The organism is Peristeroidobacter agariperforans, from assembly GCF_004138335.1.
Lineage (GTDB): Bacteria > Pseudomonadota > Gammaproteobacteria > Steroidobacterales > Steroidobacteraceae > Steroidobacter > Steroidobacter agariperforans.
Map to the genome: position 1 here is coordinate 52609 of NZ_RYFW01000001.1, position 23088 is coordinate 75696.

The window sequence follows — 23088 nt, forward strand, 5'->3', positions numbered from 1 at the left end:
GCTCAATCGCGTCTTAGTTCCACAATCGCATTCGCTGTCATGTCAACGAGCCAGTCGGTGCCCTTCTGCACCATGGATCCGAGCAAGAACTCACCGGCGATCGCGAAGGCGACAGAAAGGCCGATCAGGACGAGCCCGGAAGGCGTGAACGCCAGAAAGGCGACGAGGCACGTCTGCGCGGCGAGCGTGGACACGCCTCGTGCCGCCCACAAGGCCCCCGTTCGTAGCGCGGTCGACACGACTGGCTTGATGAGGGTCGTGCCCACTTCCTTGGCAACGACCTTCGCGCCGTTGCGCAGCGCCCGCTCCTGATCCTCAGCCGACGTAGAAGTCAGAAGCGTCGCGACCTCGGGGGCGAGGTCCACCGAAACACCGAAGTACTTCACTCCTTTGATATAAGCCTGCGCGCGAGCGAGCTTCGCGGGTGAAATGAGATGAGGTGCGCCGACTGGGGTGCGAAGGGCCGCCTTCGTGACGCGCTCGAGCGGCGCCCCTTGCGTAACAGGCGACCGTTCGATGAGCCCAAGGCGCAGGGCGGCTGCCCCATTGACGACGGCGATGCGGCTCGAGGGAAACATCCGGAAGTCTCGTCCGACCGTCTGCTGAATCGCCTTCTTTCCATCGATGATCGCCTGGGCGACTTGCGGATTCATCCCGCCCTTCTCGATGTACAGTTTCGTGAGCTTCTGCGTTTCGGCATAGATGTACTGTCGCTTCTCGAGAAGGAAATCCAGGACTTGCTGATTGGATTTCGCGACAGCCTTGGCGGCGTACTTGAGGTAGTGGCGCCCGCTCGCGTCCGGTTTGCCATCGGCGATGGCGTCCACACTGTGAAACGCCTCAGGCAAGACCCCAGGCACCACCACATGCGGCAGTCCGGAGCCTTCCTCGTAGGGCACCAGATAGAGCTCTTCCTCCCTGCGTGGTGCAGCCCGTAGGATCGACGGCGGTACCGTCCAGGCGTTACTCATTGACGAGCTCACAGCGAGAGAAAAGATCGGCGTCCGAGAGCGAGAGATACGGGGCCGCTTTCTCACCGTTCAACGTCACGACGATTAACACGGCGTCGCCCGAGGCGCTCACTTCGTCGACGGGCATCTTGAATGAGCTGCTCGCATCGCGAAGGTGCCATCCTTTTGTCGGCAGTGCCTCCCCTGAGAGGATGAACGTGATGAGGAGGCGAGAGGGTCCCCGGCGCACGAATCGAGCGAGCGTGCGGCCATCTTGGGCCCCACTCCGAGCGAGGCCAGCCGCCGACATCAGCAGCGCGGCACGCCCCCGAGTGAGTTCGATGTCCGCGGACTTCGTGTTCGTCTCGAGCGTGCGCATTTGCAGCGCGAAGTCTTCCAGTCCGTCTCGCGCGCCCAACTGACAGTCCGCGTACAACGCGCCGGAATCGTACGCGAACGTCATCTCCTGGATGATCGGCTGGTTCGTTCCCTCGAACGCCGCTAGGGCCTGCATGTCGAGTGTCCGAGCCGCCACCGCGTCCATCGTGGCACGCTCGGTTTCGACGCTTGCGAGCATCACCGTTGGACTCTTAGCTTCTGCGGATACGGCGAATTTGGCGGGCGCGAAGATCGCGGCGTTGAACTTCAACAGCGGCTTGGACTCCGGCTTCATAGGCAGCGTCGCCTTCGCAAGTGCAGGCGCCTCCCCGCGGGCGACCTCGTAGTCGGCAGCGATCGCCTCGCGTAGGCTTCGCGTGACCTCCGCGCCAAGCTCCGCGCGGCGAGCCGGGTCAATGTCGAATCCATACTGCGCATTGGCGAGGTAGTCCCCCATCGCCTGCATCTCCTCGGCCGTTTTGCGGAACGTTCGTCTCACTCGAAGGCCGGTACCTTCGATCAATTCGGGACCTGCCTCGACGACGCACGAAAAATCGCTTAGATATAGGGCGCTTCGATACTCATTCATCAGCCTGAAGATGAGAATGTTGAGCGTCCTGCCGGTGTTGATGTTCGAAACCTTGTAGGAGGTGGAGTCGCTCAGGCTCTCCTTGATGCTCGAACTCATCGAGACATTCACCTCCTGACGGCGCTTGGAGGTGATCTCACTCGAGGCGCGTTGGACCGCCCGGTTGAGCGTTCTCGCGACATCCCGCGTGCGCTGGGTCTGTGAAAAGCTCGCGCCACCCGAGACCATTCCGCCGTAGGAGCCGGACGCCTCAGCGCTCATCGTTCGAGTCTTCTCAGCTTCCTTGGTTATCTCCGACTCGAAGGTCGACTCGAAATCCTGGCGCGTGACCGTGTTGAGCTCCAGGATCGAGCCGCTGCTCTCGGTTCGTGAGTTCTCCTTGCTGACCGAGCGCGTGATGGTGACCGATCGCTCCTCACCGGGCGCGAGTGGAATATTTGCAGCGAGCTCTCCCAAGCGCACGCCCTGCCAAGCAAAGCGATAGGTCAGTTGTTCGTTGACGAATATGGAGGGTGGCGCGCTCGGCAGGATGGCCGGTAGCGGGCGGAAATAGAAACGATAGCCGCGCACGATGGGATTGCCGTGCAACGTATCCTCGAGCGTCGGAATGCCGACGACACATCGACGTCGGTAACCTTCATCCCGCGCGCACTGCTCGACGACCTCGGCAAGGGTGCGACCGTCCTCAGCGACGAAACCATCCGCCGTCGATCGCATCATCGCCACATCGAAACCATCCGCTTGGTACTGCGCCACGGCCTCCACCCACGGGTCCCAATCGGGTGTCACGCGTTCGTAATACTGAAAGACGTGCGTGTTCAGCTGCCTTCGGCGCTTTTTCTTTCCGTACCAAGTGTAACCATTGTGATGCGTCGTCCACCAGGAGGCGCTTTTTGGATACTTATAATTGAGCGCGCCTGGCTCGAGCGAGACCTTCTGGGGCTGCGCACTGCCATCGTGAAAGTGCTCGACAGTCATCTTCTCGGTGATGAGTTCGTAGCGTAGCGAGGCCGCGCGGTCACGTAGGACATCCGCCATTCCGAGCAACTCCTCGTTGGAGGCGAGCTCGACGTAGCGCTGGGAAATCTCGGCCCAGGCCTCCGAGGACAAATTCTCCTTGACCGCGGCGTCGAGCATGCCCTGGGCCGCGCCGCGCCGCGCTGTCGCCGTCGCGTTCTTGATGGAGAAGCGATTCCACTCGCGGATGATGTGCGCCGCCGCCGCATCGACCTCGTCCATGGCGGAAAAACTGCGCACCGCCTCCGTCGCCGCCGCCTGAATGCCCTCGGGCTTCAGCGCGACGTACACCTGCTGCAGCCCCCGCACGCGTGTCCAGGAATCCACGTGCGCGGAGTGACTCGGATCGCGCAGGGCATCATCCCTGAAGTACTCGACCTTGCCATGCACCGACAGACCAAAGGGAAGGAAATAGCGGTCGATGGACGCGGTCGGAAGGCGCAGCACGCACACGGTGCCAATTCCCTTGAGGTCGACGTGGCGCTTGGCGTACGGGGCCCTCCGTGCGGTGAGCCCCTCCACGCGAATGGGAAACTTCTTCTCCGCGATTTGCTTCTGAACGCCTTCGGACACGGCGACCACGCTTGCAAGATCGGGAAGGAAGATCTGCTCCCCAGGCAGCATCACTGCCCGATCCTCCTTCGCGACGGTCACCCAGTGCGTCATGAAGTGTCGCTGCAAGTATTCGCCGGGCAAGTGCCCATCCGCGGCGCTCAGCGCGGCAGCCGCCGCCTTATCCACAAAGGGTCCAACGACGTCCCGCCAGGGAACATCCACGAACTTGCTACGCTCGAAGTGAAATCCCGTCGACATGCTCTCGAGCGACGTGGGACCGCCCAGGGCCATCACGTCGGCGAGTTCGGAGGACAGGCGCATCATATCCATCATGGACTCCTTACACTTTCCACCACTGCGCACCGAAACAGCGCGGCCCACTGGCGCACTTTTGACGCACACACGCAGGTCGTCTTGCCATCGCGGCCAAGACCGGCGACCACCGGTTCGCTCATAACGAACCTGGCTGCGCGCCCGTCAAAAGCTCAGTGTCGAGTGACCGTCCCGTCGCCCTGGCTGCTCCCGATGTCGGTCGGACTGAAGTTGCACCTCAGTCACTTTCCGTGCATCCGCTGTATATTTTTCGACAGCCTCGTTGCCTCCGATCATGAAATAACTTCTCGGTCCTGTCCATCCTGCAGCTGCGACTTGTAAGAAGATCCGTCAATCTCTCTTGTTTCTTTCTCAACGGTCGTTGTCATGCCGTAGAAACATTCGTCTCGAGGATCGGGCGTGAGGGACCTGTGACGCCGGGCGTGCTGGCAATCGGTGATCGGCCGTCGCTGCTGTTATAACTTTGCCTGCGAGGCAACGAAGCGGCGGGGAGCGTTTTTGTTATTAACGCTTGTTTCAACACAGCGCACGTGGCCGATGACCACGGTGCTCACTCAAGCCGGTTTGGATGGATCCGATTCGGAGGCGTCGACAGGCGGCGCCCGCGACTGCACCTGGCACCATTGGTGAAAGGACGATCGGTATGTCGGTAGCTCAAGAGAAACAGCTCCGCTGGTTTACCAACGTGGTGCGCCCGATCACCAACCGGGCGAACTCTTTTTGTTCTTATGATCAGGATCTTAGCGCGTCACCCGCTGTCATCGAGGAGTGCACTGATTCTAGATGTTCCTATGTTGTTTTGATCAAAGGTCCCCCGGCGGCCCCCAGGGCGCCGGTCCCGCCCCGACGAGGTCCGTGCGCCGTGCGTCGCCGTCGGCCGATCGCGCCGGGTCGCACCATCGGTCCACGGTGAGCACGGCATGAAGACGGTTTGGTCCAAGATGCCGTCCCGCTGGATCCGCGACGGCGCCTTGCACGCGTTTCGCGCGAACGCGGGCAGCGGCGATGCGGCCGCGCTGAAGCTCTACATGGCCCTGGCGATGTTTGCGGGCTTCCGCGCCACGCCGACCGCGCCGGTGGCCGGCGCCGTGCGCTTGTCCTTCTCCGATCTGGAACAGCTTTGTGACATCTCACGCCGCTACATCGCCCGCGGCCTGCGCCGATTGGAGACGACAGGGCACATCAGCATCCATCGCGTCGGCCGGGCGCATCGCTACGTGCTCTCTAACTACGAGGCGTGCGGCTGGGCGAAGCTGCCGCGCGCCCATCTGCTCGAGGACCAGCGATTCCGGGGCGTCGGGATCCGCGGCGCGCGGCAGTTGGACGCGCTGAAGCTGTACCTCGCGCTCGTGAGCTTCCGGGCCAACGACTCGTCACATGCGCTGCTGTCCTACGACAAGATCGAGCACTACACCGGCATCGGGCGCCCTCACATCCGGCGCGCGATCGATGTGTTGTTGAATTATGAGTGGGTGTCGATGCGTTCACACACGCCCGAATCGCGGCCTCAGCAGCCGATGAATATCTATGTGCTCCGAGGCGATTTCTGGGGACGCCGGCCAGGAAACTACATCCGCGCCACCGCCTCGACGGTGCGGCGCGACCGCCCCTAAGCGCTGCCGACCCAAGATTCCATTCAAGCGGCGGCCCTAGATGAGCGTGCAACGGCGCGACGAGCGATCGGCCTCTTGCGCCTGCCCAGACCGCCCTGCGCCACGCCGGGTGTCTCCGACACGGCCACCGCGTACCGGGCCAGGCGGCGCGCTGACGGAATCTTGCCGACTTCTCTCAATGATCGCGGCCTAGCACACGGGCGCTCGTCGGTGGGCGCGTTTTGGTGGTGATTTCCTCACTCGAACCGCGCCCCGGGTCGAACCAACGCGCCTCATGATGTGTTCCACCCCAGGACGGCACGGTGATGCGATGACCAAGTTGACTGATCTCACGCGCGGCATTGTCGGGCACGCGGCCGAGGGCGATGCTCAAGACGAGGCCGACGAGTACGAGGTGTGCCCGGTCTGCGGTGAAGCCTTTGATCGACGCCTTCTGCAAGAGGCGATGTACCACTTCGAGAGTGACAACCACGAACGATTGCATACGTGGCATTGAGGTGTACTGTGGCCCGCCTCCCGTCGAGACCTCGCGCGGCGCCGATGCCGTCGTTCATTCCGCCCATGAAGGCGGAACCGGTCGATACTCTGCCGCGGAACAAGCGCAATGAGACGATCTGGGGCTACGAGCCAAAGATTGATGGTCATCGATTACAGATCCTCAAGAACGGCAACAGTATTCGGATTCGGACACGGAATGACCGTCAACCGTTGATCGATGTGCGTGCGATCGCGGCCCACGCAGCCCGACTGGCCGCGCCACAAGCCATCCTCGACGGTGAGGGTGCCGCCGTCGATGCGTCGGGGCGCATTCGTTGGGACGCCCTCGACCGCCGGGATGCCCACATCCCGGTCGTCTTCTTTGCTTTCGATCTGCTGTATCTCAACGGTCGTAGTCTGCTCACGGAACCGTTATCTCAACGCCAGGCGCTGCTCGCCGACGTGATTGCAGGCTCGGGCCTGCAGCGGTGCACCGCGCTGCCGGGCACCCTCGCCGAGATCACTCGCGTCGTCAAACGCATGGGGCTCGAGGGCATTGTCGCGAAGGATCAGCGCTCTGCCTATCGTCCCGATCGTCGGACGCTCGAGTGGCAGAAGAAACGCTTTAATTTGCAGCAGGAGTTTGTGATCGGCGGCTATCGCCCCAACGGAAACGATCGCGTCGACGCCTTGATCGTCGGGGTCTACAAGGACTCGGCGCTGATGTTTGCGTCCAAGGTACGCGCGGGGTTGGACAAGACCAACCGCGGGCCGCTGCGCCAGGCGTTGCAACCTCACGAGGTGGCGCGTTGCCCCTTTGGCGATCTGCCGACGCACCAACGACGCGGGAAGACGTCGTGGGACAGCGGTGGCGTGTCTGCCGAAGAGATGCATGAAATCCACTGGGTGCGGCCGCGACTGCTGGCAGAAGTTAAGTTTCTGCACTGGACCGAGAGCGGTCGACTTCGCCATCCCGCCTTCATTCGAGTGCGAAGTGATAAGCCGGCCACTGAGGTCGTGAGAGAAACATGAGCCACCGGCCGCCGGTGAAGCTGACTTGGCGGACCTCCACCGGCAACCTGTGCCCGGCACGCCCGCCCCCTTCACCTCAATGAATTATTAGTGCGCGCTTCCGGAAAGGACTGCACGAGATCCGCAAATCCATGGGTGTTCTCGCTCAAGTCCTCGAGCATCTGGGTGAAGTACAGCGTCAAGTGTTCCGCCGGAATACATTGCAAGGCGAGCTGCAAGGTCGTTTCGTCGAGCGCGCGCTCACGCACCGTGTGGCGCACTATCATGACGAGCGTAATCATCAGGGGTTACAGAATCGCCCACTGAAGTGTTCCGATGGCCCCTTCAAGCCAGGTGGTCGAGTAGAGCGCCGGGCAAGACTCGGTGGAATGCTCAACTACTACCACCGCGCCGCCACCTGATCGACGTCGATCCTGTTTCTGGATAATTCGCCAGCCTCGACGATCTTCATCAGCACGGTCCGCGAGTTCGAAGCGACCCCTCACTCCCTTATCGACTCTTTGCCTGTGATTGCATCGTAGTAGGTCGCTTCACGGCGAAAAACGTCACGATCGAGCGGCATCAACACCTCATCCAGCAGCGTGTTGAACGGCTGCGCGGGCAAATCGCCGAGATCGGATTTCTTCCAGGGCACCACGTACATCACTTTGGGCAGTTCGCGGTTACCCGCCACGGTCGTTGTGTCGAGATGGAGTCGATCGGGCTGCTCGCTCGCTTAAGGCGGAAAACCGAAGCTGCATTTGCATCGGCTCATGTCTGCAAACACCCGGAGTTTTCCGGTGGCGTCGCGACGCTCGACCAAGTGACACGCCGAGGCGATGAGTGTCAGCCACGCTTCCTTGCCCGTGTACTCCCCGCGAGGCAGCGGGCCAACCATCTCATTCCCGCATGTGCCGGGGTCGGCCGTATAACCTGTGAACAAGAGAAGGCTGCTGGAGTGCTGGCCGGCCGGAGCGACGCCCGCGCGCAAGTCGAAGCGCTTTTCCTCGGTAGCGCTGGCGGGTGCCATTGATCCGACGATGAGCCCGCAAGCAGCGAGCATAGAGACAAGGGTACACGTCATGATGCGTCTGCAGTCGTTGATGACGACACAATAGACCGCCCAAGCTGTTCGCTTGAAACTGGCAGTACGATGGAGACCGGTCATCTCAGTGACTTTATCCTCCGCTGCCGTAGCTCGAGCGAACGCGGGGTTGATCAAGCGTAGTTAAACGGTCGAACCTTCATCGGCGCTATTCATCGCGATGAATGGAATGCACCCGAAGCTTCTAGGGGTGAAGTCCGAAAGGAAGCGACTGTCGAGGTCGGCAAGCCCGCGATGCTGAAAGAAGAGAAAGACGGGCTCGGTGGGATTAACGATTAACTGCGCGCCCAACGTGGTCCAGCTCGACATTTGGGTAAAGCCCTGCAATCCCAGCAGGGCTTTTCTTTTTGACGACTTACTCACTTAAGAAACTTCATTTGCGGCGCAGGCCGAGTGAGGCTATAAGCGGCCAAGGCGACTGGGTTCTCGAACGCGTGATGCGGGCGAGGCCGCCGACAAGGCGAAGTTTGATGATGTCCTGCGGCGGATGCTCAGCACGCCTCCGCCGCCGCAAGACGCGCAGGTGGAAATGCCAAGCCAAGAGGAAAATCGCGCCGGACTAAGTAGCGTCCCGACTCGCCCGGCTCGCCCGGCTCGCCGTTAGATGGAGGAGGGAGCCGCGCGCATGGAGTGGTGTATATCGCCATGGTTGAGGCTTACCGCTCGGGCCAGTGCCACGGCGGAAAGGCTGCTCTCGTGCGCCAGAAGCCGCCTCCAGCAACGTTCGATAAGGTCGTGCGCCATATCCTCCAGCATCGCGGCGCTTAGGCGGAAGGCTTTCTTCAGGCGGCTCCCGTCGCTCATAAGTCAGCAGTCGCTTTGTAGGGTCGTCATCGTCAAATTCGACGAGTGAGCTTTGTGCCTGAAGCGTAGTTAGCCAGCTCGATGGTAATGAACGCGGCATGTAAGAGCAGGCAGGAAAGTCAAGCATGCGACAAGAGTTAGCCGTGCGTTAGTCATTATTCTCTCCTCCTCTTTCTCGAGGGCATGCACGAACCATTCCATCCTTTCTCGCCAATGGCTTGGCTTCCGGCTATCGGGAATTGTAAAGGCGACCTACACCTCTTGGTGTGTGCCCTGGGGGCGTGTTGTTAGCGCGAGGCAAGATCCATTGTGCAAAATGACGCCTCTGATCAGCCTCCCGTTGGCGTGAAATGCGCTGATCTCCTGAACCCTCAATTGACTCCCGCGTAGCTCATGACACTATCAAGTAGCCCGACATACTTTACGGGAGAGTGTCATGACTGAGGAGCAAGAACCGACCGCAGATTTAGTTGACCCTGAGAAGCCATTGGCCTTGATGGACCTCGGCGACGCGATGCTTGAGACCAAGCAACTATCGTCGTTACCTGTTTATCCAGATTGCTACTTTGTTTGGGGTGCCAAGTTCGGCTGCTAGTTACAGTGTTCCGGAAACGCTCAGGTAGAGCGTGCGACCCACAAGATCGCCCTGCGAGAAGTCGAAGCCGACGGGTCCGTTTATTTCGGAGAACGGTGGCGAGCGGTTGAGAAGGTCGGAACCGCCGACCATTACATCGACATGCTCGCCAACCTTCCGTGACACATTGAGATCAATGGCGAGAGCCGGGCACACGCTCCGTCCGGTGAACCTGCCCATCGTTGTATTGAAATCCTCGTAGCAAGAATCTCGGCGTGCGAGGATATTCGCCTTCCACTGGCGATGCTCATAGGCGAGCGAGCCACGCAGGCGCCATTGCATGATGGTGCCATGTTCGCTTGCTATTCCAGCTCGCTCCCGAGCGGGCACGTTGCTTCCAGGTAGGTCGGTAAATCTGAATCGATCAGTGTAGGTCACATCTAACCGCGGGCGAAATGAACCGACACTTGTTCGCAATTCGGATTCGACAGAGGCATCGATGCCGCGGGTGTCGGTTTCGCCAAAGTTTGCTCGAGTCATATCCAAAGAAAGCAAGCGGCCCGGTCGGTTTGTGGCAATATCCTCCGCGGTTGGCGAATCACGAACAACGCGGTCAGGTAAAGCAGCGCTGTTCGCAAGTAGTGTCCATGGTGGGACGACTGAAACGCGGTCTCTCAGCGTCATGCGCCAAAAATCGATGGATGCCCGCAATCCACCCCGATCTTCGAACTCGAACCCGATGCTGAACGATCTGCCCACAGATGGGCGCAAGTCGGGATTGCCGCCGGTCACGATGGTAGTTGACGCAATCTCCTGTCGCGCCGGGTCAAAGATTTCAGTTGGCAAGGCCACTCGGGGAAAGAACAGATCAATGAACAGCGGTGCGAAGAAGGCATCGTTGTAACTGGCGCGCACCTTCACATTCCGGATGGGTTGCCACGTTGTCGAATACTGATAGCTTGTCACCGGGGAGAGGTTCTCGTAGTCATCCCGCCTCACGCCAAACGACGTCTTCAGTTCCCCAAGCAGCGCAAGATCGGCGATAGCAAATTCAGACATGACATTCCGCGCCAGGTCGCTCGTGAGGTTCGCGTACTCGGCGAACTCTCGTTTCACGTCCACGCCGACATCTAAGGTCGCTGAGACTGCTGGAAGGTCAATAAGTTGCCTCCTTAACCGCGCGGTCGCTTGCGTACCTCCATGCTCGTAACGACTCGTCTGCTCCGGGGCAAGAATATTCGAGTTGCCTTTACCGGGGCTTGCGGACAAGACATTCAGCGTCGATGTTCGCCCCGACAGCGCCTCGATCAGCAGGAATGGGTCAACGGCATTCGTCCAAGTTGTCGCCGCGCGTTCAGTAGAGTGCGTAACGTAGGTCTCATAGGTCCAGTCGGCAATATCGCCGGTGAGTTGTACGACGCCGCGCCGTAGTTGCGACTCAATGCCTTGTGTTGGCGACGGAAGTCCACTCAAGGCACCACTGACCGCAACGGGAATACCGAACACATTCTGCGGATGATCCTGTCCGAGCACGAGTTGAGGAATAACCTCGGGACTGTATTGAAAGGATGTACTTTTGTCAGACAGGAGAAACTCAGTCCTAAATGTGCTTGACCCTATATTCTGTTCACCAATTGCAGAGACGCTGATGCGACGAATCTCGGGTACGATCGCTTGCCAAGCCAGCAGGCTTGTGCGGTTGACTTCACCGGCGCGAAATTCTGGGACGCCAGCATTCGAGATTGAAACTGCCGCAAACGGAGACGACATCCCTGGTAGATTGCTTCCGTCCAGCGTGCTCACATTGGGTGGCGTCGAGAACAGCGACCGATTATCTACACTGCCGAAGCGTGTGAAGTCCTGATTTGCCCACCGTGATCGTTCGCTGCCAAGCAATGAAGTTGTTTTGGAGTAGTCAAGCACGAGTGACGCTAGAGCATCGTCGGTTTTGATGCCAGCGCTTACCGAACCGCGGGTCACTCCAGCTCCACCCTCCGCGCCCTCATACCTGACATTGGCGATCTGACGATCTGCCTCGCGCAGGACAATGTTTACCATTCCGCCGATTGCGTCCGCACCGTGCACAAGGGACGCAGCATGCGGACTGACCTCGATGCGCTCCACGGCGCTCAGTGGCACTGAGTTCAAGTCGAACGCGCCTTCCCAAAAGTCGCCAGCGCTCGCAAACGTGGGACGCCCATTAATGAGCACTTTGACGTACTGTGCGCCAAGCCCGCGCAACTCGGCGAACTGCGCGCCCGTCGCTCGATAACCTAGGGGCCGATGAAACGCTGTCTGCGACAACTGCTGTAGCACTTCGGGCAAAGTGTCTTTTCCGCCTTCTTCGATGTCCCTGCGGTCCAAGATCGTCGGCGAGGTGATATCTGCGAACGAGGGCCAGCGCGAAGCAGTGACAAGCATCCTACTGGATGATGGCGGAATGGTTGCCCGACAAATATCGCCAGCCAGATCGCGTGCAACGAGGTCTTGCTCTGGAGGCACGTTCGCTTTCGGCTCGATCGAGATCATTTCTTGATCCACCCATCGAAACGTCAGTTCCGGTTTCTCGGCCAGGATCTTTGTGAGCGCTTCCAGGGTCGACCAGCGACCGTTGTATGGACCGACCAGCGTGTCCTCTTCCTCCTTGCTGGTGGACAGGTAGGCGATCGTCAAACCATTGGATTGACGTGACAGGTTGCGGATGACATTGGCAAACTTGTCCCTCGGGATACGGTACTTGAAGAGCCGATCGTTCAAGGGCGGGATTTCCCGTGGATAGACGGAATAAGTGATACCGCTTTCATGAATTTTCAGTGTCCCGCAGGCGGCCTCGGCGAAGCGCGTCCATAGTTCTTTCGGAGACATTAGCCCTTTCATGGGACCGACGTATGCATTGCCTGTGTCTACGGCGACCTGGATGTCATACTTTCTACTGAACCACTGGGCGAAGTCATAGAACCGCATTCGCGGAAGATCCCACTCGACGAGTTCGTCAGGATCCAGGGCGGGCTCTGACTCGGCTCCGTTCGCGCATCGGCCGCAAAGGAACAGCGCCGCGAAGAGAATGCCGATAAAATTCTGTGCTGGACCGCTGCGCATAATTCCGTTTCCCCACATCCTATTTGCATAGGACCGGTCAACAGTAGTGCGTTATCCTCTTAGTCCAACGGTCATATTTGATTACGGGTTTTTTGAGACAGCCTTGTTCTTGTGCGATCCGCACTTGAAACATGGGAGAAATGAGCGGGGCTAGCCCCGCTCATCCCCCGCGCGCTCCCACGGCTGACGGTTAAACTTCGTCTGATGTTGCGGAATGCGGCACTGCGGTGCTGCCTGGATCGCGGGGTCCAGGACATGTTCGATGAGTTGTTCTTCGGCCGGAGGGCCATTGACGAGCGACAGCAACTCTTCAGCGGCGATGCCCAATGCATGCGCGAGTCTCCGATAGTCCTGTATATGGCCTCTGCCCGCCTCAAGCGCGGAAACATGCATCTTTGAGCATGACAGCCGATGCCCAACGTCCTGTTGTCGTAATCCCTTTGCTATGCGAGTCAATCGGCAGATTGAAGCGAGCTTGAGTGGAAGATCGCCCTGGCTGGCTAGGACTGCGCGAACCTCGCGAGTAAGTTCCTTGATTCTCTCGTCAGTGCAGACTTCGGCCATCGCGGCGGCGTCGCAGATGAGCGGGGGATCGAGCAGGAGCGATACTGCCTGCTCAGCACTCATCTCGACCGGCGCTCTGACAAGCTGGAGTAGGCGAGCCCCGTCCAGCTGAAGCGCATCGATCAGCGGCAAGTAGCTCTCAACCGACTCCGCCTTGCCGGCCGCAAGCTTGAAGACGTGACTCATTGAGCAACCGAGCTTTGCGCCCAGCGCGCGTAGCGTGCATTGCCTGCACAAGCGCGCGAGTCGGCATATCTCGCCGATCTTGCGCACGGGGCTGTGGGCCCACGCCAGCGCCACGGACACGCCAAACCCGAACTGCCGCAGGGTGATTGACTCCATTATGGCCATGCAATTTCCTCGTGTCCGCGTGGCTTCTTTGATTCCCCAATAGAGAAATAGACGAATCGAGGCGGCCGCTCCCTCAGACGCATAGAAGTCGCCCTTTGACAAGCCTTCCGTCGCGCGACATCAGCTTGTACGCTCACAGGCTGAATGTCGTCGCGTCTATCGAACCAAGACGCCGACGCATTACGACTCTGGTTGTCTGTAACGGCATCGGCCTATGCGGGCGATGGCATCGGTCTCTCGTTGCCACCGAAACCCATCGGTCTGATGGTGTTGGTCAAGTTGTGGCTTGAAAGCGGAGCGCCGGTCAGTTACTCGGATCTGAGGACAGCACTCAGACTGGAGGAGGCAGACAAGTCGCTCGGCAACGCAATCGATTTGCTGGTGGAAAGAGGACTCGTGGCGAAGGTCAAGAGTCGCAGCGATGCGCGTGCGCGCGAGCTGAGCCTTACCAGCGAAGGTCGTAGTGTGATCGGCAACCTTATCCAAGCGCGACATCCCAAGACCCAATAGTCCATGTTACATGGACTATATTGATAATTTGAAGCCGGAACAAGACCGGCAAGGCTCGCGCCGATCCCTGCGGCTCATACCTATATTGAGCTTCCTGCGCTGATCGGACACTCCGGCCGAGGTCAACAGCGTGCGGCATCGCGGTCTATCATTCCCAGAGGGCGCTGCGCGTATCCACTGAATGCGCGCCAAGCAATCAGCGACCGCCGTCACATCCGGTGTTTTCAAGGGTCACCGGATTTGCAGGGCCGTCGTGTCAGGCCCGTGCGACGGATTCGACTGCAACGAAACGATCAGGCCAGGCGACAACTACGTGGTCGGCCTACCGCGTGCGCCAACAGCGACGGGATATCGCCGAGAACGGCTCTGCATGAAGTGTGGAACCATAGAGTCTTTTGAGGAACGCTAGGTCACCCGCTCAGATGACACTGCAAACTCGTCAGAATCCCCAAGCCCGGGACCTTGGCGAGTACGGAGCCGCAGATCGGAGGGATCGGCGAGTTACGCAGGCACGGGCGGAGCGAGTTGCTCCACTTGCCGTCCTGACAACAGTCATAGATGCCAATAACTGCGGTCGCAACTACCAGTGATGGAACAAGCGTCCGGCGCCTCACTTCCATTAAATGTTTGTAAATTTCGACTGAGGTAGCGCGTCAACTTCCGCTTGGTTCCTGGGCTCCTCCGCGAACGACGTCGAGACAGAGAACGAAAATGACATCGTCGCTGCATTGGCGAACGATCCTTGGGCGTGCGACTCCTTGCGGGGAGGAGATCCGCTGAATACCTTGAGCCGCTGAGGACCTCCTGTTATCGATGTCGTGGGCTTGCAAGCCGCCAGCAGGTCATCACTGAACGCCCCCAATCCCAAAGTCCCACATCCCGGATGTGGTTCTTTCCCCCAGGTTTGTCATACTGTCCGATGAGGGGCTGGCGAGACGGTTCACAACCTTTTTTTGGGAACCACCATGAACGCGACAGAACTGGAACGCGAGATCGCCGCCGTCTGTGCAGAGCTGCACGCGATCCCGCAACGCCTGGAAGCGGTGCCCCGGGACCTGCGCCATCAGGCCGCCGCCGAACTCGTCGCTCTGCTGGCTCGAACGCTCGTGAACGTCAATCTCCTTCTACCGCCTGCGCCCGCGGATCAGCGAACTATATAACTGCCATTTCTTCTGAACTGAGCCTCAACCTGTTGTGCCCCACGGATTTCCACTACGCCCGCGCATGCTAAACAGCGGAACGCGCAGTGCATATCAAAGTCAATATATCTATCTTGCGTGGGGCGAATCCGATTCATGCCGTAACACGGATGTGACTAAGAGATGGGACCGATCGATGACGCACAGTCGTTCGTGGAGCGCGCGCGTGCGCTACCCCTTCAAGAACTAGCAGCGGCATTTCTAGTGACGATCGAGCGGCTGGGCTTCCAGCATTTTGCTTGTTTGGCGCACGTCGATCCGCTGCACCCTCCTCCCGGCGCCGTCGTAATTCACAACTATCCCCACGATTGGGTGGCCGAGTACGGAGAGCGGCGGTTACATCAGATTGATCCGGTGCTGATTCACGCCGAGCGCACGTTATTGCCGTTTCATTGGAACTCGCCGGAATTTCTCGCGCAGATCACGACGCCACAACAAGAGATTCTCGCGGAAGCCGCCCGCCGCGGTCTCAGCCGAGGCTATACGATCCCCATCCATTTGCCCTGGACGCCTGGCGCGCTGCGCGCCTCGTGCTCCGTCGTACCCGCATCCGAATCCATCGACCCGAGCAGCTACTTCGCGCTGCAGCTTATGGCAATGCATCTATACGACGCAGCATGTCGAAAGAATGAGCCGCCGATTGAGCGTCTCCAGAAATCGTTGAGCCTGCGCGAGCGGCAGTGCCTGGAACTCGTTGCAGAGGGTAAGAGCGATTGGGCCATCGGTCAGATCCTGCGCATCAGCGAGCACACCGTGCACCGCTATATCGAGAGCGCGAAGCGGCGCCTCGGGGTCGCCACTCGCGTTCAGGCCATCATTTGCGCGCTTCAAGGAAGGCAGATTTCGCTCGGCGACGTGATTCGGGCCGATCGGCCGATCAAAGCCGTAAGGGATTGATCAGCCGCTCGCCTGTTGTCTGGTCAAGTCTTCCAGGGAATGTCAACTAGCCTATTCAGGCTAACCTGGCTGGGGTAGCGCGCGCTGCCCCGACTTCGCGTATGCAGTCTGCCTAGACCGATAGATTCGGCGACTGGAAGACGTTCCACAGGATGTGAGCCCATGGTGGGGGCGCGTGAGCATACGACAGTTTCGACGACTTGCCGTCGTCGTCGGATGAAACATACCTTCCAATGGAGTGGTCGGACAGGATACGAGCGACCGGCCCTCGCGATTCTCCCAACAAAGGAAGAAGACGGCCCCGACGTAGGCGACTCTGCCTTATGGCCGATGATCGGCCGGATCACCGCATGGCTAATTCTGCCATCGCGTAGACAAATACGGTTGAGGTCAGTACCCGATTTCTTCGAGCGCATGTGCGGGCAGTTTGGCTTGATGGCTTTCCCTCACGCCAAGGGTCGCTCAGCATGAGAGTACTCGGCGTCATCTCCACCAAGGGTGGAGTCGGCAAGACAACCACCGCGGCCAACCTCGGCGCGTTCGCGGCCGACGCGGGGCTGCGCGTGCTTCTGCTTGACTTGGACGTCCAGCCGACGCTTTCCAGCTACTTCGCTCTGACCGAACAGGCTGCCGGTGGCATCTACGAGTTGCTCGCGTCAAACGAGCAGCGTACCGAACGGCTCATCTCACGTACGACTCTATCCAATCTCGACCTTGTGAAGTCGAACGACGAGCGCGGACAACTGAACACACTCCTCCTTCATGCCGCGGACGGACGGCTTCGACTTCGGCGTCTGTTACAGATCTTCTCACCTCAGTATGACCTGACGATCATCGATACGCAGGGAGCACGCAGCGTGTTGCTTGAATCTGCCGTGCTGGCTTCCGACCTTGCCTTGTCACCCGTCACACCCGAAACGCTTGCCGCCCGAGAGTTGCACCGTGGAACGTTGCAGCTGATACGGGACGTCGCCTCGTTTAGACAGTGGGGCATCGAACCACCGGCATTGCATTTGCTCCTGAATCGCGTACCCGCCGTGTCCTCCAGCGCTCGGCTGATCCAACAAGCGCTTCGACAGATGTATCAAGAGGAGCCTTGTGTCTCGGTGCTTGCCACGAATATTCCCGCCATCGAGGCCTATCCACGCGCTGCTGCACTAGGCCAGCCCGTGCATCGTGTCGAACCACGCCGACCGAGTGGGCGCACGGCGCCAGCCGCGTTGGAAACCGTCCGCGCGCTCGCCTGCGAGTTGCTGCCCGAGTGGCGAGCCCAGTTCGCGGCGGTCTCAAGCAAATCGCTTGCGACGACCCGACGGAGCAGCGCGCATGCCTGAGCTGACGGTTCAAGACATGGCTGCGCGACTCCGTGGTGAGAGCTTCACGCGCACAGAATCATCCTCGCCGACTGTCAGTGATCCGATCGCCGATACGCCGATGATCGTGACACTCGATGAGTTGCGACCGTATGACCTGAATCCTCGCCTCACACGCAACCCCAAGTACGATGAGATCAAAGCATCCATCCGCGAGCGCGGACTGGACGCGCCGCCCATCATCACGCGCAGGCCTGGCGAATCACATTTCATCATCCGCAACGGCGGCAACACGCGCTTGTCGATCCTGCGTGAGCTGTGGTCAGAGTTGAGAGATGAGCGATTCTTCCGCATCCCTTGCGTCTTCCGCCCCTGGTCTGCCCGCGGCGAGGTCCTCGCGCTGACCGGACACCTGGCGGAGAATGAACTGCGGGGTGAGCTGTCCTTCATCGAGCGCGCACTGGGTGTCGAGAAGGCGCGCGATCTCTATGAACAGGAGGTTGGCAAGCCGCTCTCACAACGTGAACTCGCCCGCAGACTAGCTGCGGATGGCTATCCCATCAATCATTCGCTCCTCAGTCGCATGAGCGATGCGGTCCAGCATCTGCTGCCGGCGATTCCGACGGTCCTCTATGCAGGCCTAGGTAGACCGCAAGCGGAACGGCTCACGGCCTTGCGAAAGACAGGTGCGCGCGTGTGGGACCATCACACGCCCGAGATCCCGCCGGCAATCAGTTTCGTAACGCTCTTTCAGGACGTGCTTGCCGCGTTCGATGCCGACCCCGATGCATTCGACGTTCAGCGTGTTCAGGACGAACTCCTAAAACAGATGGCACGACTGTTGGCCTCAGACTACGACACGCTGTCGCTCGAGCTCATCGATGCGGAAAGCATCCGTGACGCTCTGGGCCGCGATCCTGCAAGCCAGCCAGCATTCAGCACGCCTGCGCTTCCGGTTGGCTCCGAGACACCGAAGTCTGCAAGCCTGCCTCCACAATCCGTCGCAGCATCGCCACTCCGAACGCTGTCATCCACTCAGGCTCAATCCGTGGCGCCGCAACGATCAACGCCGGACCACGCGGAGTCCACAGCATCCGATGACTCGGAACCCGATGACGCGGAACTCGATACAACGGAATCCGGCGACGAGACCGCTGGCTCACGAACGGCCACACAGCTCGCCACCACTGATGCTGCTCCACCCTCTATTGATACCCACACCCTACGTGCCCGAATCGCGCAGCTGGCTCGTGACATCGCCGCGGAAGGCGGTTTCGTTGACAGTGTCAAGGCAGTCGATGAAGGCGTCGGTTTTATCTGCGTGAGTCCACCTTCCGGATCGATCGAGCTTCGCTCTGCCTTTGAGCGCGCACTGCTCGCGCTCCTGCATGCGCTCAGCGCACCTGAGATCGGATCGCTGTCCGATGTTGGCATCGCTAAAGTGTCCGAGATGTTCAAACTGGCGCGGCGGCTGCCTGCATCGAGGCAAGGCTCATCTTCCGGCAACCCCCGTGCCCACGGGTCGTAGACACTGTTCGTTACAGGAGTTCCGTCATGGCCGTGCCGCATCCGCTCAATGAAGCTGTCATTCAGCAAGCGATGCACGACATGCGCAACGGGCAATTGGGCCGATGGGAAGGAACTGGATTCACCGCTGACATTCTGGATGCGCTCAAGCATCCCCAGAATGCTGTTGCGCTGGCGCACGCTCGAGTTCCGTGGGTGAGATGCCAGATCAATCGCGACGTCGTGCTCCGCACACTCAACCGCGTACCCGACATCCAGAAAGAAATCGATGCCATCGATCGCATGCTCCGGCTCGGGGCTAGCACGGAAATGTTGGGTGAGTTCCACGGATTGAGCCACCAGGAAGTTGCGCGTCGTCGAGCCATCCTCGCATTGCCCGACCGCAAAGGCAGATGGCCCGTGCTGACGGAGGAGCAAGACACGGAACTCTGGCAGGGGTGGAGCCAAGCGCGCCTGGAGCGCGCCATCGATCCGGAGGACGATGCAGCCATGCTGGAGCTGGCCATGGAACTCGCCGAAACTCGGCAGTTGCCACTGGCGGTCGTTTGGAGCGCCATCCAGGACTGGATCGATCAAGGACTGTTATAGTCTCCTCCTATTCTCCGCTTCGGGCGCCATTCGATCACACAGCGCCTTGCTTTAACCCACACCTCTGATCCGAGTGTTGACACTGTCAACACTCTATCGCCCCTGCAACGACGCCAACGCCTATCCACTCCCACTGACTCAGGCGCAATGGCGCAATCGCGTCCACGACGGCGGCGCTCCACGGCAAGTCAGTGGCCCGTGCAGCGCCGGACGGATCGCCTCGACGGCAACATTTCGTCTCTGCACAAAGAATAGGTCGCTCGTCTGTTTCTCGTTGATGGGCAGATCGACTCAACAGGCGATGGTATTCAACGCAGGTGTGCTGAGACGGAGGCCACCGATGCGACAGAAATACTGGATGGGCATATTCGCCAATCGTCTGGAGTTCGAGCTGGTCCCAGACGACTTGGACGCGTACCTTGATGATCATCGAGACCGCCGCACCTTTGCACCGAAGGCATACGTGCGTGTTGAGCGCCTGGAGCTCCGAGGCGTTGCCCGGCGAGCTCGATCAATGATTGAACGTCTTGTGGCTGAGGCCCCCGGCGAGCAATGGAATCCCTGCGCGGACTGGAATCCGGTTGGCGGAAATTACGTAGCATTTGCCTGGAACACGCCTGACAAGTGCAGCCTGCCGGTGGGCTTTACCACTTTCAGCGTCAACATTTTTGACGGCGATAAGTTGCGAATCGCGCCGACAAAAGACCCTATCTGTGATATTCAGCTTAGTCACGAGTTTGTGTTCGTCCGGCCTCAGCTGCGAGGCGTCGCCTTCGCGCGTTACCTGAGCCGCGGGATCGTCGAGTGGATCGAGAACTGCCGAGTCTCGCCGCCCCGGTGCTCCGCTGCTGGTGTCACGGTCCGTTATGACGCTGACATCATTAATGAGGGCGGAATGCGGTGTGCAGGAATTCTTATCGACCACTTTGAGTACCTGCAGGATTGTCGCCGTGAGCAAGGGTTGTCGCCGCGGCCGCGCTGGCTTGTTTCTAAATTTGTAGACGGCTCCGATTTCGAATACTGGATCCCCGAAGATCCGAACGCCCCGACCACGCGAGAGGGCGTGTCAGCCACGAAGGGATCCGATGTCTCGTGATTGCGCGGCTCACAAGGCCACGCGTCGGCGATTGTCTCGAACTCGCGGCGCGTATGATCGCCGATCGCGTGCGCGTTCAATGCGGGCCTTCGGCGACGTATTTTGGACTTAGCGGTCGCAGAATAGCTCGGGGTCTGAGCCGACCCGGCTGAATGATTTCGAGCAGATTGTTCTTTTGTTTCGACTCGTGGCCATCAGCCGTCGGCGGTGGCAACACGACCGGCACCATCAACATCGATCCGGAAGACCACCCAGCTTATGTGGGTCTGGCAATGGAACTCGCAGAATCTCACGGTTTCCGCTCGCTCGCGCGTGTCGGCGCCAATCAGGTTGGTGTCGATCAACGAATGCAACAACTTGACGCCCTTTGACCGTGGCAACTGTACCGGCCTCCTACCACACCTTCATCGAGGTGAGACGGAAAACTGAGTGTTGACACTGTCAACACTCCGATGCGCCGGGAAAAACAGAAGCCGTGGGTGGCGACCGGATGAATCGAGTGTTGACAGTGTCAACACTCGAATCTCACCCGAACGAAAGGGGTGCGGAAGATCAAGCCGGAGCCACAGACCTCCGAGTTGTTGACTGACACTCCTCTGTATCTAACCTCATCCTCTGCCTCCCATCATTGCCGAGGAGGCGTCCCCGATGGCTGACGAGTTTCGCCTGAATCTGGGCGCGCTACGCAGCGCCATGCAGCTGACGCTGCACACCCATCATGCTTCGCGCATCTGGCATGGTCGTGCGAGAACCGAAGATCGTGCAGGCATCATCGGCCTCAATGGTTTCGTCGGCATCATGAACAAGATGAAACACGGCGCCGAGCAGGACGATCCGTACTCGGACTGGTGGATGCTGAGGATCGAAGCGAAGCTCGAAGATACGAAGGTGCAGCTGCAGACGCTGCGTGAGCAGGTGGATCAGGTTCTGGCGAACGTGCCACCTGCCCTATCACTGGGCGAGAACCTCAATGTGCAGCCCGTCAAGCTGCCGCTGTTTGTCGGCTCCCAGCTCGGGTTCCTTGCGGTGTACCTCCTTGCAGCCTATGACGACATCGTGCGACGCCTCATCCTGGCGCATCACACCGCGCTGATCGACCGTCGCACGATGGATCGGTGGCTGGAGGAAGGCGCACACCTGCTGCGCAGTACCTTCACGATGGCACAGCAGTATCGATATTCCGGCGCGATCCGCGACGACTTCGCCGCCAACAATGCGGTCGCGCGAGCCGCGCGCGAGAAGTATGGAGAACTGCCGCAGGACATTCTCGAAGGCACGCGTCGCTCTCGCTTTGCGCCGCCGATCGTCCGCCGATCGGCACTCAGCGGCAATGCTGAGCCAGCTGCGCCACGATCCGCAGCTGGCTCAGCAGACGCGTTGGCGGATTCGACGGTGGTCGAGTCTGACACGGCCACGGAAACCACGGACGAGGATTCGCCAACGTGACCGAGTCCTCACCCGATCACCCCGTGCCGGCGTCGCGTCTCTTCGTTCCGTTGGAACGTGCAGCCTTCACGCGCCTGGAACACGCGGCCTCCTTAAAGGGCCTTTTAAGACCTTTTAAGGGTAAGGGGGAGATGGAGATCTGGGCCAGCGACTGCGAACTGTTGCGCGATCAGCTCATTTCACTCGCGCAACAACTGCTGGCGCAAGCGACTGCTTATCCGTTCTCTTTGCTGCCCGTCGTGCTGGCTCAGCAGACCACTGGAGCGGGCACGACGCTGCTGCGTTGGCGCAGCGCAGACCGAACCGCCATGGGTGTGTCGCTATGGACGCAGCTCATCGAGAGTTCGCGCACGCCCCTGTCGCTGGTGCACGAGCTGTTCGCGCTGGAACAACAGCGTGTCGTTCTCAACATGCAAATCAGCCTCACGCACGCACTCGCCCGAAACGCGCGCGAGTGCAGCGCGAAGCTCACTCACGCCGAAACCACTTATCGTCGTCGTGCCGACCGGCACGACGATAGCAGCCCCAAGGAGAGCAGCCCATGAGCACCCGTTTCTTCGGTGAAGGCAATATCGGTTCCGCGCCCGAGTTTCGAGAGTTCCCGCCACATGACAACGAGGAGCCGAGCCGACTGCTACGTCTCAGTGTGTATTTTGACAACGCGGTTCCTAAAGACGGCGAGTTCCACGATCGCGGAGGATTCTGGGCACCGGTTGAGCTGTGGCACAGCGATGCGGAGCACTGGAGCACGCTGTACCAGAAGGGCATGCGCGTGCTTGTAGAGGGACGTATGGTGCGAGAACCCTGGGAAGATGGTGAAGGAAAGCCGCGCACAACCTTTAAAGTTGAGGCGCGGTGCGTCGGCGTGTTGCCGTACCGGATCGAACGCATCGTCATCGCCTCCAAGCCTGCTGCCGAGCCTGAACAGCAACAGTGATACCTGATGGAACTGGGAACTGGGCGGCCGGCGCAATCTGCGCCGGCCGCGAATGGCTCATCTAACCGGATGCGTCGCGCGCCAGTTTCTTCCATCATGCAGCCAGATCGGCCGGTCATGCTCACTGCATTTCCACAGTTCGAGTAGCACCTTCA

22 protein-coding genes are annotated in these 23088 nt (G+C 59.9%); 14 read left to right on the top strand and 8 right to left on the bottom strand.

Going from position 1 to position 23088, the window contains the following annotated elements; translation table 11 throughout:
- Positions 1-2: 2 nt before the first annotated feature.
- Positions 3-971, bottom strand: a complete 969-nt coding sequence (locus EK373_RS00230) for a hypothetical protein (RefSeq protein WP_129640758.1) — start codon at positions 969-971, stop codon at positions 3-5.
- Positions 964-3819 carry a hypothetical protein gene (locus EK373_RS00235; protein WP_129640759.1) on the bottom strand — a complete coding sequence of 952 codons (2856 nt, stop codon included), beginning with the start codon at positions 3817-3819 and terminating at the stop codon, positions 964-966. The genes EK373_RS00230 and EK373_RS00235 overlap by 8 nt, the downstream gene beginning before the upstream one ends.
- A gap of 923 nt (positions 3820-4742) precedes the next feature.
- Here EK373_RS00235 and EK373_RS00240 point away from each other — a divergent pair.
- Entirely contained in the window at positions 4743-5435 is a 693-nt protein-coding gene (locus EK373_RS00240; protein ID WP_129640760.1) for a helix-turn-helix domain-containing protein, read from the top strand.
- 175 nt (positions 5436-5610) lie between these two features.
- Here EK373_RS00240 and EK373_RS32955 read toward each other — a convergent pair whose 3' ends face one another.
- Positions 5611-5919 (bottom strand): hypothetical protein, encoded by a 309-nt coding sequence (locus EK373_RS32955; protein ID WP_157994170.1) that lies wholly within the window; start codon positions 5917-5919, stop codon positions 5611-5613.
- Positions 5920-5996: 77 nt separating this feature from the next.
- Here EK373_RS32955 and EK373_RS00250 point away from each other — a divergent pair, with 77 nt between their 5' ends.
- A complete protein-coding gene (locus tag EK373_RS00250) occupies positions 5997-6944 on the top strand; it encodes an ATP-dependent DNA ligase (RefSeq protein ID WP_161810937.1) in 948 nt (315 codons plus the stop codon).
- A gap of 71 nt (positions 6945-7015) precedes the next feature.
- On the opposite strand, the gene EK373_RS00255 is transcribed toward EK373_RS00250, so the two are convergent.
- The 3 genes from EK373_RS00255 to EK373_RS00265 all read right to left on the bottom strand — a co-directional run bounded on the left by EK373_RS00255 (position 7016) and on the right by EK373_RS00265 (position 8391).
- Positions 7016-7225 carry a VRR-NUC domain-containing protein gene (locus EK373_RS00255; RefSeq protein WP_129640763.1) on the bottom strand — a complete coding sequence of 70 codons (210 nt, stop codon included), beginning with the start codon at positions 7223-7225 and terminating at the stop codon, positions 7016-7018.
- A gap of 200 nt (positions 7226-7425) precedes the next feature.
- A complete protein-coding gene (locus EK373_RS00260; protein WP_129640764.1) occupies positions 7426-7617 on the bottom strand; it encodes a hypothetical protein in 192 nt (63 codons plus the stop codon).
- A 534-nt stretch (positions 7618-8151) separates the two neighbouring features.
- Positions 8152-8391 carry a hypothetical protein gene (locus EK373_RS00265; protein ID WP_129640765.1) on the bottom strand — a complete coding sequence of 80 codons (240 nt, stop codon included), beginning with the start codon at positions 8389-8391 and terminating at the stop codon, positions 8152-8154.
- Between the two features lie 877 nt (positions 8392-9268).
- Here EK373_RS00265 and EK373_RS32960 point away from each other — a divergent pair.
- Complete coding sequence (locus EK373_RS32960; RefSeq protein ID WP_157994171.1) at positions 9269-9427, top strand: hypothetical protein; 159 nt, start codon at positions 9269-9271, stop codon at positions 9425-9427.
- Here EK373_RS32960 and EK373_RS00270 read toward each other — a convergent pair whose 3' ends face one another.
- A complete protein-coding gene (locus tag EK373_RS00270) occupies positions 9428-12505 on the bottom strand; it encodes a TonB-dependent receptor domain-containing protein (RefSeq protein WP_161810936.1) in 3078 nt (1025 codons plus the stop codon).
- Between the two features lie 150 nt (positions 12506-12655).
- Complete coding sequence (locus tag EK373_RS00275) at positions 12656-13420, bottom strand: helix-turn-helix domain-containing protein (protein WP_129640767.1); 765 nt, start codon at positions 13418-13420, stop codon at positions 12656-12658.
- 144 nt (positions 13421-13564) lie between these two features.
- Between EK373_RS00275 and EK373_RS00280 the strand changes: the two genes are divergently transcribed.
- From EK373_RS00280 to EK373_RS00330, 11 genes are all read left to right on the top strand, one after another.
- Entirely contained in the window at positions 13565-13930 is a 366-nt protein-coding gene (locus EK373_RS00280; RefSeq protein WP_129640768.1) for a helix-turn-helix domain-containing protein, read from the top strand.
- A 965-nt stretch (positions 13931-14895) separates the two neighbouring features.
- Positions 14896-15090: a hypothetical protein gene (locus EK373_RS00285; protein WP_129640769.1), complete on the top strand. Its 195-nt coding sequence runs from the start codon at positions 14896-14898 to the stop codon at positions 15088-15090.
- A 162-nt stretch (positions 15091-15252) separates the two neighbouring features.
- Complete coding sequence (locus EK373_RS00290) at positions 15253-16026, top strand: LuxR family transcriptional regulator (protein WP_129640770.1); 774 nt, start codon at positions 15253-15255, stop codon at positions 16024-16026.
- 467 nt (positions 16027-16493) lie between these two features.
- The gene (locus EK373_RS00295) at positions 16494-17360 is read left to right on the top strand and encodes a ParA family protein (protein ID WP_129640771.1); all 867 of its coding nucleotides are present in this window, start codon (positions 16494-16496) and stop codon (positions 17358-17360) included.
- The gene (locus EK373_RS00300) at positions 17353-18867 is read left to right on the top strand and encodes a ParB family protein (RefSeq protein WP_129640772.1); all 1515 of its coding nucleotides are present in this window, start codon (positions 17353-17355) and stop codon (positions 18865-18867) included. Before EK373_RS00295 ends, EK373_RS00300 begins: the two co-directional genes overlap by 8 nt.
- A gap of 26 nt (positions 18868-18893) precedes the next feature.
- Positions 18894-19454 carry a DUF2857 domain-containing protein gene (locus EK373_RS00305; RefSeq protein WP_129640773.1) on the top strand — a complete coding sequence of 187 codons (561 nt, stop codon included), beginning with the start codon at positions 18894-18896 and terminating at the stop codon, positions 19452-19454.
- A 340-nt stretch (positions 19455-19794) separates the two neighbouring features.
- Positions 19795-20550 (top strand): hypothetical protein, encoded by a 756-nt coding sequence (locus EK373_RS00310; RefSeq protein WP_129640774.1) that lies wholly within the window; start codon positions 19795-19797, stop codon positions 20548-20550.
- Between the two features lie 152 nt (positions 20551-20702).
- Positions 20703-20921: a hypothetical protein gene (locus EK373_RS00315; protein ID WP_129640775.1), complete on the top strand. Its 219-nt coding sequence runs from the start codon at positions 20703-20705 to the stop codon at positions 20919-20921.
- A 277-nt stretch (positions 20922-21198) separates the two neighbouring features.
- A complete protein-coding gene (locus EK373_RS00320; RefSeq protein ID WP_129640776.1) occupies positions 21199-21996 on the top strand; it encodes a PFL_4669 family integrating conjugative element protein in 798 nt (265 codons plus the stop codon).
- Positions 21993-22541 carry a DUF3158 family protein gene (locus EK373_RS00325; protein ID WP_129640777.1) on the top strand — a complete coding sequence of 183 codons (549 nt, stop codon included), beginning with the start codon at positions 21993-21995 and terminating at the stop codon, positions 22539-22541. Before EK373_RS00320 ends, EK373_RS00325 begins: the two co-directional genes overlap by 4 nt.
- Complete coding sequence (locus tag EK373_RS00330; protein WP_129640778.1) at positions 22538-22933, top strand: single-stranded DNA-binding protein; 396 nt, start codon at positions 22538-22540, stop codon at positions 22931-22933. Before EK373_RS00325 ends, EK373_RS00330 begins: the two co-directional genes overlap by 4 nt.
- Positions 22934-23088: the final 155 nt, after the last annotated feature.